Below are 12,819 nucleotides of genomic sequence, written 5' to 3'. Positions count from 1 at the left end.
TCAGCACTCATCACTTAGCACGTAGAATTTAGAGCAATGGGTTTAGTTGCTAAACCCGATACGTTCGGTCTGCATTGGCGGCGCATCGTTGGGGAGCCAAGTATGGTAAATCGTTGCGAAGGTGCCATCTGCTTTTATCGCTTCTAGGCTGTTTTTCCACTGTTCGATCACATCATTGGGCGTGCCTTGTGAGAAGGCAATGTAAAGATGATTAGCACTAATCGTGAAGAGGGACTCTACATCATCAATGCTCGCGCCTGCATCCGACAGAATACTCGGCGCGGTGAGATTGGCATTACACCAAAGATCGACACGTTGCTTCATCAATTGTTTTGCACTCAATAAAGGCTCGGATGAGGCCGCAACATTCGTAAATCCCAGTTCGAGCAATAGGCGTTCTTCCACCGAGGCACGATAGACACCAATTGCCTTAGCCGTCTTTGCATCATCTATAGTGGTTATTTTTATACCGCTATTTTTTAAGGCATAAAAATTAGTCGTGCCGACAGCAACAGGCCCAATCATAGTAAACATTTGCTCCCTTTCTGCTGTGCGCGTCATAGTAAACAACACAGTATTAGGTTGCTCGGTCAGCATTTTCCAACCGCGAGCCCAAGGTACGACCTTGATTGGATCTGGGTTCTTGATGCGTTTTTGAATTTCTTCTACGACTTGCACCGCTAAACCAGCAGGTTTGCCATCGATAGAGAAACTGATCGGTGACCATTCTTCTGTATAGATGTTTAGCGGCTGTGCGCGCAGGGGAAAAGCGCCGCAGAAGATAAGTGATAGCAAAAAGCTTGTGACTAGTTTCATTAATAACCCTAGAAATTAGAATGTTATAATTGAGTCTCACTGCTTGCTCTTAAAACGATTAAAGATGAAGGCTGTGCTCAAATCAAGTATAGCTATTAGGTTAATTTCTTAGACTAAATTTGATCTGGGGTTTGGTTTAGAAAAAAGAGCGCTTGTATTGCGCTCTTAGGTAGGCTTATTTATGGGTGATAGCTTATCTTTCTGTGCCTATATATCACGCTCGATATACATCTCGCATAAGGTTATCAATGCAATGCACAACACGCATACTGGCGTCTTCCATTGAGTGCAGTTGTTTGACCATCTCAGGCAAATTACCTTTTTGTCTCGCATTGAGCGCCGCTTTTCCTGCCTCGTGTACCGCTTTATGTGGTGCATCTAATGCTTTGAAATTACTTAAATGCTGATAATTCTCGGCACCAAATCCTTTGAAATACCATTGCCCTAGGCGGCACTCAGTGTGTGAGTTCACATTGTGGTTATGCTGTGGTTTTTCAATTAATTGATAAACGCTACTTTTCCAGACTGCGTGGTCGAGCTTAGTGGTATTCAAGAATGACGCTGTGGCTGCGTTATGGATAACGTGCTGCATTTGTTTTGAGCGTTGCAGGACATCTTCAACGACTTGGCCAATTTGGGTTGATGAGGTGGCTACATCGACGGCACTACTTTGATTATTATGAACAATTTCTTTAATCTCAGCCGCTTGCGCGACGATTTGTTTCACGAGCTTTTCAATATGGCTACTGGCTTCATGGGCTTTGCTTGCAAGTTGGCGCACTTCATCGGCCACCACGGCAAACCCCCGTCCTGCTTCGCCTGCACGGGCGGCTTCAATGGCGGCGTTCAATGCCAGCAAGTTTGTTTGTTCTGAAATTCCTTGAATAGCCGCGACAAATTGATTGATTGAAGAGGTCGTAGCATCGAGTTCTGTGACAGCTTTCATGCTGTTCGATGCTTGATCATTAATATAAGTCGCTCTAGTGCCTAAATTGGCAATGGCCACACGGGTTTGATCAAAAACGTGATTGAGTTCAGACAGTGATTCTTGTTCTGCTGAGAGTAATTCGGCACTGCTGGCTAAGCCTTCGCGCACGGCATTAAGCATATCTCCGCCTAGGTTTTGGCAGGCGATCACTTCAGTGTAGTGGTCTGCATTTTGGCGCGACTGTTGCTGCATGCTCTCATTTTCACGGATCATGCCACGCAGTTCATCTATTTCATTTTGGTGTTGGCGTTCTAGTTGGATGAGTCGCTCTTTAAGCGCCTGGTTTTCAGCTTTGAGCTGGGAATTAAACCACATATAAAACCTCTCAAGTCGCTAGGACTATCACTATTGCTTATCGACTTACTGTGACTGGGCTCAGCGGTAAATACTGCAATGTTAATAAAAAGTAAAACGATTCAGGTATGGAAATATTAACTGATCTTTAAGCTTTATTCTTAATTTTTTTAAGGTTATTGAAGCTTTTATGCTTTGTCATAAATGGGTTAGCACTATCGAATGATAAGTGAACCACGCTAAGGTTAACTTAGCTTGGTTCACTTTGAGGTCTTAGGTTTATGGCATAGGTAAGTCGAGCACCACAGTGGCTATGCTGAAATACACGAGCACACCTATGATATCGGCGATGGAGGTGATGAGTGGCGCACTAGCGGCCGCAGGGTCCATCTTTAACTTGCTCAGCAAGAAGGGTAATGACATACCAATCAAGCTGCCAATAATCACCACAATTTGCATTGTGAGTGCCACAACTAGCGCGATTTCAGGTCCGCCGCGCCAAAATCCTAGCAAGGACACTGCAGCTGCCATGCTGGCTCCTAATAATCCGGCGACAAATAACTCGCGCCCTAGCATAGATAACCAATCCTTGAGAACCACTTCCCCTGTGGCTAGGCCGCGTACCATTAAGGTCGCCGATTGTGATCCCGCATTGCCGCCGCTATCGATCAGCAGAGGTAGGAAGAAGACTAAGGATACATAACTGGCAATGGTGTCTTCGAAAAAGGCGATCCCCGCTCCCGAGAAAATATTACCAAACACCAAGATTACCAGCCAAACCACGCGCTTGCGGTAAAGTAAGCCTATGCTGGCAGTCTTTAGGTTATGGTCGATATTGCCTATGGCCGCGGTTTTTGTGAACTCAAGATCCGCCTGTGAGCTGGCGATATCCATAGCATCATCATAGGTGACGATACCGACGAGCTGACCTTTGCCATTGACTACTGGCAGCGCCATTAAGTCGTAATGGGCGATCATCTGCACCGCTTCTTCGCGAAAGGCATTGGCATCGAGCGCGACGGGATCGGGTTTCATAAAGTCGACCACTCGCTCGTGCGGCTGCGCCAGTAATAGCTGCCTTAGCGATACAGTTCCTATTAAGCGGCCTAACATATCCACCACATAGGTTTGATAAATGGTTTCCTTATCAGCCGCTTCAGTACGCAGAGTATCAATTGCTTCTGCCGCAGTATGGCGGCTATTCAGTAATGTGTAATCCGAGGTCATGACCGCGCCGACTTTAGCTTTATCATAGGCGGCGAGGGTGCGCATATCTTCCCGTTTGGCCAATGCTAGCGCAGGTAAAATCGCCGCTTGCTGGGTTTCATCGAGCAGATTATAGAGGTCGGCACGTTCATCTGCTGCCATGTGAACCAGCAGCGCAGATAGCGTAGTTTTATCTAATTGCTGTACTAAGCTGGCTTGCAATTCATCGGTCAGATAGCGAAACAAATTGGCGCAAACCTTAGGTGAGGCCAGTTGCAATAATAGGACTTGTTGAGCTTGATTAAAGACGTTAAATACGGCTGCAATATCGGCAGGGTGGCGTTTTTCGGCTAATTCAGCCATGGCGCTGGCACTGCGTTGCTCGATAATCATTTGCAGGTTATGGATGATTTTTTTAGTGTTGTTTGTGCTGTTATTCATGTTCATAGTTCATTCTCTCAACGATCTAGTGACCAAAGTAAAAGGTGATGTCTGCGCCAAGTTGCAGCGCGTTGCCACGAAGGGCATTGCCTAAGCTCAATTCCAGCTGTAGCTGTTGTTGCGGCGAGTGTTGATAAGCGAACTGATAGGTAGTCTCGCTCAATTCTTTTTGATAAATCTCGGCTATCACGCGATGGTGACTACTGAGTTCATACGCCGCCGCGATACCCACAAGCAATTGGGTTGATTGATTAAACTCATGGGTAAAACCTAAATTGGCATAGAGACTGACATCAGAATCGCCTAAGGTTTTACCAAAAATGCCGAAGACTTCGGTGGCTAATTCGTTACTGGCATCGAGGTTTTTCTGCAAGTTGATTACCAGTGCGCTGTGCCAATCATCCTGTTGCTGCTCTGGATCTGAGTGGGAGTTTACGTTGAGCGGTAGCTTAATGCCGACTTCTGCTTGCTCCTCACGAATATCGTCATTGGCATTGGACGCTAATCCTAAATGCCATTCCCATTGATTGCGGCTGCAAGTCGTGGCCGCGTTTAATTGTGGGCGAGCATGATCCGACCTAGGTTGTTGCCAGCCCATTTCTAATTCACAGCGATCCGCGAGGGCGGGATCATCTACTTCGAGATGGGATGCCGCCGCACTCATGCTGTAGTACAAGCTGATACTTGCACAGGATAAAGATCGCAAAATTGATGTGTTGTTTATGTAAGCCATATTTAGGCTCCTCAGATGTAAACCCATAGATGTAAATCCATAGGGAAAACGAAGTTCACTGAGGCAAAAAACTTGCTTTGAGATGCAATAAATACACATAACTGAACCCCAGCAAAATGCTGGAATTGCTAAAGCGCAGCCATAGGCTCAGGCTTATTGTCTGTGATTGATATTTTGGGGGAGGCTGAGTGAAGAATGGTTCACACTACTACCCTGCTTAGCAGGTAGCAGCAAATATTGCGGGCTAGTGCTAGGCGTTAAATCCTGTCTTTTGGACAGGGCATCTACTGTCGCTTATGTGTGTGCCCACAGTGGGTCTCCGCAATGATTAAAGTCGCCACATTCTAAGGGACTGAAATGTAAAGTCAACCGCACATGTTATTACATATGTTTTTGTTTGAATTTACACTTTAAGGAAAAGTTAATTTTATGATCATTCCTGGGCTTGCGTGATTTTGTTGGGAGTGCTGGTGGTTTTGCGTGCTAATCATTGTTGTTTGATTGTTTATTTTTTGGCTGGTAGCGGTTGATTTTTGTTGTCGGATTTAACTCTGATATTGAATTGTGGTTTTTAACGGTATGACTTATCTCAGTAAGCTGTATTTGAGTCGCCAGAGATGAGTTAACACTTTATCCATAATGGGGATTTGGCATTAGTGCACTTCGGGTATACCCTTGTCGTGCCTGCGGTGAGTCATTGTGCTCACTCAGATTAAGTCAGATTAAGATAGATTGCTGTATTCAGATTTTTGGGGGATTAAGCTGTGGCACACAATATCGATGAGTTGGAATCAATGGCTGCACCTATCGATCATAAGTGCACCGCGAATATCAAGATCGCCAGTATCAATCTGTTTAACTTTATTGAGCCGCCTTTGGCTTACTATGATTTTGAAAATATCTATAGCCATGGGCAATGGCAGAAAAAGTGTCAGTGGTTGAGTGAGTTTCTCGCACATCGTCAGCCCGATATTGTGGGATTTCAAGAAGTGTTTAGCCCTGAACCGCTCAAACGAATCGCCAGTGAGCAAGGTCTAGGGTATTTTGCGGTCGTTGATGAGCCAACTCTTATCAGTGATTACATTTATCGCAGCCCTGTGGTCGCGCTTGCCTCCCGGTATCCCATAGTGGAAATCAGCAGTGTCGAACCTGATGTGCGTTTAGTGGCAGCCATGGGATTATCGAGTGAATTTGCCTTTAGCCGTAAGGTGCTGCGCGCAACCGTTGAAGTGCCACACATCGGCAAGTGTGACTATTATGTGGTGCACTTTAAGTCAAAACGCGCCGGATTAGCACTTGAACCTAAGCTATTTGAACATCAACCTCTCGGACATCAGCCACTTAGTTTAGATAATTTAGCGCCCGCAGCGAGCATAAAACTGCATTCAGAAACCCAATTACTCACAGAGCAAGCATTAGGCCGCTGGGCATCCACCATGCAGCGCGGGGCAGAAGCAGCATTATTATTCAATGGCATATTGGTACGCAGGCAAGAATCTAAACATCCCGTTATCGTGATGGGGGACTTTAATGACAGTCTGTCGATGGGCGCCTTAGATGCGTTAACGATACAGGGCGAGAGCATTCACAGTAATGACATTAAAGCCGCGGGCCTTGGGCATTTATCGGATGCTGCGTTAGCGGCGGTGTTTGCTCAGTATCAACTTAAGGATGCCTATGAGTTATTTATTGAAGCGAACTTGAGGGACAGTTTGACGGGTAATACCGCTTACCATAGGGAACACCGAGCGGCGACCCATTACTATGGCCCTAAAGGTTCAGTGCTAGATTATATTTTGCTTTCGAGTGAGTTTGATGCGAGCCATGGCCGCAGTTTAGCGCAAGTGGTGGATTATCAGACCTGCGATAGACACTTAGTCAGACCTGAATATGAACGCGACGCCTACAGTACTGACCATGCGCCCGTCATTGTTGAGTTAGCGCTACGTAGCTAAGTTCTCGTGTTTGCTTATTAATTCGTTTTATTTCAATCATGTCAGTTGTCTTTATCGCGCAGGCATCTTCTCGCTACGGTTTTGTTATCGTTGTTTCATTAACCATTCCAACATCATTTCGCATGAATATCATTCAGAATTAACCGTTAAAATAAGGTATGATCGGCCACCCGTGGATGATGGAAAATAAGCGCTGCGGCGTGTTCGGTACTCGCACTTAGGTGGCATTGGGTATATCATCCGTTTCCCATTTTTAGACAGCAGCCCTTTTTTAGTGGCGGCCCTATTTTTAAAGGCAACTATGGCTATCAGAATCAAACTTAAACCCGGCCGCGAGAAGTCACTCGAGCGTCGCCATCCTTGGGTATTTTCCAATGCTATTCATAACATTAAGGGAAAACCTGAAGCGGGTGAGACAGTCGATGTGGTCGCGCATGATGGTCATTGGTTAGGTCGTGGTGCTTGGTCGCCTGAGTCGCAAATTCAAGTGCGGATTTGGACTTTCGATCGCGAAGAAGAAATTGATCGCGCGTTTTTTGCCAGACGTTTACAGCGGGCGCAAATCGGCCGTAACGATTTAATCCGCGAGCAAGGCTTAACGGGTTACCGTTTAGTGGCTGCTGAGTCCGATGGTTTACCTGGGATCACCATCGACAGATATGCCAATGTGTTGGTGTGTCAGTTACTGAGCACAGGTGCTGATTTATGGCGCGATACCTTAGTCGAGCTATTGGCTGAGCAATATCCAGATTGTGCTATCTATGAGCGTTCCGATGTGGATTCCCGTAAGAAAGAAGGCCTGCTGCCAGTTACCGGTTTACTGCACGGCACTCTGCCTGAAATGCCAGTGATTATCGAAGAGAACGGCATTAAGATCGCTGTCGATGTGATTAAAGGCCATAAAACAGGTTTCTATCTCGATCAACGTGATAACCGCGCCATTGCCGCCCGTTTCGTGAAAGATAAATCGGTATTGAACTGTTTCTGCTACACAGGCACCTTTGGTTTGTACGCCGCGAAAGCAGGTGCTGCCAGTATTGAAAACGTCGATGTGTCTTCTCTAGCCTTGGCGACAGCGCGCCTCAATATGCAAGTGAACGGTTTGAGTGATGACAATGTGCATTACAACGAAGCCGATGTGTTCAAGTTGCTGCGCCAGTACCGTGATGAAGGCAAAACCTTTGATGTGATTGTGCTCGACCCGCCTAAGTTTGCCGATAACAAGGCACAGTTAAACGGGGCTTGCCGTGGTTATAAAGACATCAACATGATTGCATTGCAGTTGTTGAATCCGGGTGGCGTGTTATTGACCTTCTCTTGCTCAGGATTAATGCCTGCGGATCTGTTCCAAAAAATCGTGGCCGATGCTGCGCTCGATGCGAAACGTGAAATCCAGTTTATCGAACGCTTAAGCCAAGCGAGCGATCACCCTATCGGTAGCGCCTTCCCAGAAGGATTCTACTTAAAAGGTCTAGTTGCCAGAGCTTGGTAAGCCAAGCGTTTGATATAAGCTGTCTGCGATGGGCTGCTGAGTCAGATAACATTGAACCCTAAATAGAACCATAAAAAATGCCAGCCCTTTGAATAAAGTGGCTGGCATTTTTACAGCGTATTTTTTACTGTGCATTTTTATAATCAGCAGCCTTGTGACTGCGATGGATTCTTTAAACGCAGAACTTATTTGGCGGTAAAGGTTTTTACGCCATCAGGGGTGCCAACGAGTAACACATCCGCCCCGCGTTTGGCAAACAGACCGTTAGTCACTACACCGACTATCTCATTGATCTGACTTTCTAATTCTTTTGGATTAAGGATCTTAAGATTGTACACATCGAGGATCACGTTGCCGTTATCGGTCACAACGCCTTCACGGTACACAGGATCGCCGCCAAGTTTAACGAGTTGACGCGCCACATAAGAGCGTGCCATCGGAATGACTTCTACGGGTAGTGGAAATTCGCCTAGTATGTCGACTTGCTTAGTGTTATCCACGATACAGATAAACTTCTCAGCCACAGCCGCGACAATTTTCTCGCGAGTTAATGCCGCGCCGCCACCTTTAATCATATCCATGCGGTCGTTGATTTCATCGGCACCGTCCACATAGACAGATAAACGATCGACGCTGTTTAAGTCATAAACGGGAATACCCAGCGCTTTCATTTTCTGAGTTGATGCCTCAGAGCTAGAGACTGCGCCTTCGATATCGGCTTTCATGGTCGCCAGTGCATCGATAAAGTGATTCACAGTCGAACCCGTACCAACACCAACAATGCTGTCTTTTTCAACGTACTTAAGTGCGGCCCAACCGGCAGCTTTTTTCATTTCATCTTGAGTCATGTTGACATCCTGTAACGGCAAATGAGTAAAAAATTCTGGGCTTAGTATACTCTTTTCCGATAAATAATGTGGCGCAATTCCACCGTGGGTGTGATCTAGATTGCTGGCATTTTCACATTAGCAACCAGTCCCAATAACGTAAGTAACTTAAGCAGTTAAGTTGGAAAGCATTTCGCTATACGCAACTAATCTAACTAAGCTACTATGGCAAAAGCAGAATGGTTTATAGATGATTTGTAGAGGGATTTAGCATGGCAGGCGCGAGTTTATTAACCTTACTCGACGATATCGCATCGATTTTGGATGACGTAGCGGTAATGAGTAAAGTAGCGGCAAAGAAAACCGCGGGTGTACTGGGGGATGATTTAGCCCTCAATGCCCAGCAAGTGACGGGCGTAAGCGCCGATCGTGAATTACCCGTAGTGTGGGCGGTGGCCAAGGGATCATTCCGTAATAAGTTGATTTTAGTGCCAGCAGCAATGCTTATCAGCGCTTTTATTCCCTGGGCTGTCACCCCTTTATTAATGTTTGGTGGACTGTTTTTATGTTACGAAGGGTTTGAAAAACTGCATCACAGCTATAGCCATAGAAAATGCCAGCAACAACACGAAACCCAAGTAGAGAATGAGTTACCTGAGATTAAAGATTTCGCCGCCTACGAGGCCGAAAAAGTCAAAGGGGCGATTCGTACCGACTTTGTGTTATCGGCGGAAATTATTGCCATTACCCTTGGTATCGTGGCGGACAAATCCCTATCGACACAGTTTTTTACGTTAGCTGTCATTGGGATAGTCATGACCATAGGCGTGTATGGCTTAGTGGCGGCGATTGTGAAAATGGATGATGCGGGTTTGTACTTGAGCCAACGTGAAGGTGCCTCTGTATTAACTCAAATGAACCGTAAATTAGGTTTTGGTTTATTGAGCGCAGCTCCCGTATTAATGAAAAGTTTAACGATTATTGGCACGGCAGCCATGTTTATGGTGGGTGGTGGGATTTTAACTCATGGCCTACACCTAGTCGGCGAGCAAATCCACCATGCTGAACAAGCGGTTGCTGCCATTGGTGTTGTTGGACCTGTGTTTGCTGTGCTGACGCCAAGTATTCTTAATGGCTTATTTGGTGTCGTTGCTGGCGCTGTTGCACTTATTGCGATGACAGGAATACAGAAATTGCGTAGTTAACTAGCTGCGCGCATCAACCATCAAGGATGAGCACGATGAAGTTAATGAAGTACTGTGTCTCCCCGAGTAAGCTGGCTTGGTTACGTAAAGAGTTTGGCAAAGATGCCGATGGATTAATGGCGGCAATGGATGCTGCTGGCACGGCTTATCTTGATAACCTCAATGCCTTGACCGAGCAGCAGAAAAGTGAGCAGGTATCGGCCAAGGCTGAAAATGCGATTAAAGCTAAAACTCAACTTCAAGCGCAGCGTCAGTGGGCATATTTGTGGCTGCAGCAACGTATCGCTTTGACTACACGTATTGATGATATTGAACTTGCAGCGTTAGCAGCTTTTGAATTTCAACATGTCCGCATCGAGGTGGTTGAACCATCGGAGTTCGATGCGGTTGTCGCACTATTACAGGCTGAGCAAGTCTTAGGTTTTGATACTGAAACCCGTGCAAGCTTTGAGCGCGGCGTGCAACACCCCTTGAGTCTTATCCAAATCGCGACAGCGAATACCTGTTATTTATTTCAGCATGCCATTTTGGGTGAGCAATTCACCCAGTTAAAAGCCTTATTAGAAGATGAAACCATACTCAAAGTCGGGGTCGGTTTACGCAGTGATGCACAAGCACTCAGGCGGCAATGGGGCATTAATGTCGCCTCAACATTAGATTTAAATTGGGTACTGGCTCAACTTGGAGCGGAGAAGGAAATGGGGACGCGCCAGTTAGTTGCGGCGCTTTTGGGTGTACGTATCGACAAACCTAAAAAAGTCACCTTATCGAATTGGCAGCACGTGCCGTTATCCAGTGCGCAAATTCATTATGCCGCCGCCGATGCCTTGGCCGCACTCAAATGCTTCAACGCGTTAATCACTCAACTGACACCCTTTTATCATGCATCAAGTGCCGCAAAAGCCGCATTATTAATTCCTTCAAGTTTGATAGTGCCCTTGGCGAAATATTTTAAGGATGCAGAATGAAACACAAAACCCAAGATGCTGCAAAAGTTAAAATCATGCCATTACATTCGGATGTGAGCTCGCAAGGCACCAGTACTTTAGGTTTGATTTATCGCGTACTTGGCATCTTGCTTCTGTTAAGTGTTATCACTTTTGGGATTAATGCTTGGGCATAGATAGCGGTATTGCCAGCAGTCGAAAATAAAGGAGAACACTATGTTAGATGCTATTTGTGAACTCGAAACAGAGGATCATTTAATTGCGAGAACGACTTATAGTGTTTTTAAGTTTCAACAATTACCCGATGAGAATATCGAGCGTTTGCGGCAATGGTTAATTTGCCCCGCCTGCGGTGGTAAAGCATATTTCCGTAAAGCCTCAAAGGACGGTAAAGCCGCTTGTTTTGGCTCGCGATATCACCAAGTCGATTGCATTGAATTTAAACCTTCGGCACAAAAGTCCCGTGAGGAGCAAGATGCCATTGAAGTGCAACAACAGCTGGTGGACGCCGATGCCTTAATGATCGATTTTAGCCGTAAACCTCGTCGCCATACGCCTGCAAACAAAGTTTCGACTGCACAGGCATTAAGCAGCAAGACTGAGCCAACGCCTAAATTGTCCTCTATGCCTGAGTCATCGAAAGCGTCTGTTGCATCGTCAGTGGATGATCGGATACAAGAGTCGAAAACAAGCTACCAAGTTAACACCGCTGAACATACCACTGAAAAACGAGTGCCCAGCCAAGGGCTCGAAAAGTTACTCCACAGTTTATTGCGCGGTACAGATTTGGCGAAATCGGATCTCTGGGTATACACAGACGCTGAGCGAAAATACCGTTGGCGGGCGAAGAACCTGTTTGTCAATTTTGCCGATGCGGACCCAAGCGACAATAAACCCCACATGTATTGGGGCACGATATCCCACACTGACCCGACGATGAGCTGGCTTAACCCCGCCGACAGCAAAGATATCGGCATTCCTATCGATGGGATAAAGCAACCATTATTAGTGCAATTTGAAATAGAAGATAAGCGCTGCTTTGAAGGCGCTGGTTTGATTTTATTTGGTAAATGTTTTTGGAATAAAGAAAAGACCCGCAAAATTATTCAGCTATGGAATAACGATTTGCAGCGGATTTTTATCTCAAAGTTGGAAGATTAGCTTCGGGCAGAAACTAAAAAGAGGGGAGTAAAGGGGCGATTCCCGACGCACAAAAGCGTTACAGCAAAAGTCCCTATCTATATCACGCTTATGAAAGCGCTTACTTGCCGCAGCACTTCTTGAATTTTTGACCGCTACCACAAACGCAAGGCTCGTTACGATTCGGTTTTTTCTCGAAAGTCGTGGTCTTAGGCTTATTTAATAAACCTTCTAATTCAACAATATCTTCAGCGACGTCGGCATTGACTTCGATATTGGCGAACAGCTGGTGTTCGGCAACAATCGCGGCAACTTCGAGTTTACGCGCTTCGTCGGCAACAATTAATTGTAATGGTAATGCTTCTGTACCCGGTTTAGCGGCACGCTTAGTGTTGTAGCCATAGCTTTCGTGCTTCGGCTTGGGGGTTTTACGACCCTTGAAGAAAAATTTGTCAGACATGAGTGGTTCCGTCGAGCTGTGTATGAAATTGACGATGCTTATACTATAAAACGCCGATTTTATAAATCGAACTCAGATCTTTTTTCGATAAATGCGCGTCTTTAACCCTTAAGCACCTCAAAATGGCCGAAACGGCACACTTATTCGACGTCATCAAACTGATTTGTTGTGGGATCATTTAGTCGAGTTACTATTAACCTATGGGCTCTAAACTAAGTATCTACTTCGTCATTAAGCTAATATGCGATGGCTTTTTAATCTCAGTGGCAGTTAAATCAACAGCAATAGCCTAACTTGTTTGAAAAACCTTCAGTT

The 12,819-nt window shown here is 45.8% G+C and carries 12 protein-coding genes; 6 read left to right on the top strand and 6 right to left on the bottom strand.

Going from position 1 to position 12,819, the window contains the following annotated elements; genetic code table 11:
* Window positions 1–42: 42 nt before the first annotated feature.
* The 4 genes from L5M40_RS03620 to L5M40_RS03605 all read right to left on the bottom strand — a co-directional run bounded on the left by L5M40_RS03620 (window position 43) and on the right by L5M40_RS03605 (window position 4,478).
* Window positions 43–816, bottom strand: a complete 774-nt coding sequence (locus tag L5M40_RS03620; protein ID WP_263256247.1) for a substrate-binding periplasmic protein — start codon at window positions 814–816, stop codon at window positions 43–45.
* A 214-nt stretch (window positions 817–1,030) separates the two neighbouring features.
* Window positions 1,031–2,119, bottom strand: coding sequence for a methyl-accepting chemotaxis protein (locus L5M40_RS03615; protein WP_263177269.1), 1,089 nt, complete (start codon window positions 2,117–2,119; stop codon window positions 1,031–1,033).
* A gap of 258 nt (window positions 2,120–2,377) precedes the next feature.
* On the bottom strand, window positions 2,378–3,751 hold the full coding sequence (gene mgtE, locus L5M40_RS03610) for a magnesium transporter (protein ID WP_105251666.1): 1,374 nt from the start codon (window positions 3,749–3,751) through the stop codon (window positions 2,378–2,380).
* A 19-nt stretch (window positions 3,752–3,770) separates the two neighbouring features.
* On the bottom strand, window positions 3,771–4,478 hold the full coding sequence (locus L5M40_RS03605; protein ID WP_263177267.1) for a hypothetical protein: 708 nt from the start codon (window positions 4,476–4,478) through the stop codon (window positions 3,771–3,773).
* A gap of 764 nt (window positions 4,479–5,242) precedes the next feature.
* Here L5M40_RS03605 and L5M40_RS03600 point away from each other — a divergent pair.
* Both L5M40_RS03600 and L5M40_RS03595 read left to right on the top strand, forming a co-directional pair.
* The gene (locus tag L5M40_RS03600) at window positions 5,243–6,433 is read left to right on the top strand and encodes an endonuclease/exonuclease/phosphatase family protein (protein ID WP_263177265.1); all 1,191 of its coding nucleotides are present in this window, start codon (window positions 5,243–5,245) and stop codon (window positions 6,431–6,433) included.
* A gap of 301 nt (window positions 6,434–6,734) precedes the next feature.
* The gene (locus L5M40_RS03595) at window positions 6,735–7,925 is read left to right on the top strand and encodes a class I SAM-dependent rRNA methyltransferase (protein ID WP_011788387.1); all 1,191 of its coding nucleotides are present in this window, start codon (window positions 6,735–6,737) and stop codon (window positions 7,923–7,925) included.
* Window positions 7,926–8,110: 185 nt separating this feature from the next.
* Here the strand turns inward: L5M40_RS03595 and rpiA are convergent, their stop codons facing one another.
* A complete protein-coding gene (gene rpiA / locus L5M40_RS03590; protein WP_028761507.1) occupies window positions 8,111–8,773 on the bottom strand; it encodes a ribose-5-phosphate isomerase RpiA in 663 nt (220 codons plus the stop codon).
* Window positions 8,774–9,024: 251 nt separating this feature from the next.
* On the opposite strand from rpiA, the gene L5M40_RS03585 reads away from it, so the two are divergent.
* From L5M40_RS03585 to L5M40_RS03570, 4 genes are read left to right on the top strand one after another with little or no spacing between them, the layout of a single operon-like run.
* Window positions 9,025–9,957: a DUF808 domain-containing protein gene (locus L5M40_RS03585; RefSeq protein ID WP_263177263.1), complete on the top strand. Its 933-nt coding sequence runs from the start codon at window positions 9,025–9,027 to the stop codon at window positions 9,955–9,957.
* Window positions 9,958–9,992: 35 nt separating this feature from the next.
* Window positions 9,993–10,925, top strand: a complete 933-nt coding sequence (locus L5M40_RS03580; protein ID WP_263177262.1) for a 3'-5' exonuclease — start codon at window positions 9,993–9,995, stop codon at window positions 10,923–10,925.
* Window positions 10,922–11,080 (top strand): hypothetical protein, encoded by a 159-nt coding sequence (locus L5M40_RS03575; RefSeq protein WP_173243196.1) that lies wholly within the window; start codon window positions 10,922–10,924, stop codon window positions 11,078–11,080. Before L5M40_RS03580 ends, L5M40_RS03575 begins: the two co-directional genes overlap by 4 nt.
* Before the next feature lie 40 nt (window positions 11,081–11,120).
* Entirely contained in the window at window positions 11,121–12,065 is a 945-nt protein-coding gene (locus tag L5M40_RS03570; RefSeq protein WP_263177260.1) for a hypothetical protein, read from the top strand.
* 100 nt (window positions 12,066–12,165) lie between these two features.
* Here the strand turns inward: L5M40_RS03570 and L5M40_RS03565 are convergent, their stop codons facing one another.
* Window positions 12,166–12,504: a PBPRA1643 family SWIM/SEC-C metal-binding motif protein gene (locus L5M40_RS03565; protein WP_028761503.1), complete on the bottom strand. Its 339-nt coding sequence runs from the start codon at window positions 12,502–12,504 to the stop codon at window positions 12,166–12,168.
* Window positions 12,505–12,819: the final 315 nt, after the last annotated feature.

The sequence above is a fragment of the Shewanella sp. SM68 genome, from assembly GCF_025653925.1.
GTDB lineage: Bacteria > Pseudomonadota > Gammaproteobacteria > Enterobacterales > Shewanellaceae > Shewanella > Shewanella oncorhynchi.
This window is presented reverse-complemented; position numbering and strand designations above follow the sequence as displayed.

Excerpts from the sequence above, each read along its gene's own strand:
- mgtE (WP_105251666.1), bottom strand. The coding sequence starts at position 3,751 with ATGAACATGAATAACAGCACAAACAACACTAAAAAAATCATCCATAAC.
- L5M40_RS03565 (WP_028761503.1), bottom strand. The coding sequence starts at position 12,504 with ATGTCTGACAAATTTTTCTTCAAGGGTCGTAAAACCCCCAAGCCGAAG.
- L5M40_RS03595 (WP_011788387.1), top strand. The coding sequence starts at position 6,735 with ATGGCTATCAGAATCAAACTTAAACCCGGCCGCGAGAAGTCACTCGAG.
- L5M40_RS03615 (WP_263177269.1), bottom strand. The coding sequence starts at position 2,119 with ATGTGGTTTAATTCCCAGCTCAAAGCTGAAAACCAGGCGCTTAAAGAG.
- L5M40_RS03570 (WP_263177260.1), top strand. The coding sequence starts at position 11,121 with ATGTTAGATGCTATTTGTGAACTCGAAACAGAGGATCATTTAATTGCG.
- L5M40_RS03575 (WP_173243196.1), top strand. The coding sequence starts at position 10,922 with ATGAAACACAAAACCCAAGATGCTGCAAAAGTTAAAATCATGCCATTA.
- L5M40_RS03585 (WP_263177263.1), top strand. The coding sequence starts at position 9,025 with ATGGCAGGCGCGAGTTTATTAACCTTACTCGACGATATCGCATCGATT.
- rpiA (WP_028761507.1), bottom strand. The coding sequence starts at position 8,773 with ATGACTCAAGATGAAATGAAAAAAGCTGCCGGTTGGGCCGCACTTAAG.
- L5M40_RS03620 (WP_263256247.1), bottom strand. The coding sequence starts at position 816 with ATGAAACTAGTCACAAGCTTTTTGCTATCACTTATCTTCTGCGGCGCT.
- L5M40_RS03605 (WP_263177267.1), bottom strand. The coding sequence starts at position 4,478 with ATGGCTTACATAAACAACACATCAATTTTGCGATCTTTATCCTGTGCA.
- L5M40_RS03580 (WP_263177262.1), top strand. The coding sequence starts at position 9,993 with ATGAAGTTAATGAAGTACTGTGTCTCCCCGAGTAAGCTGGCTTGGTTA.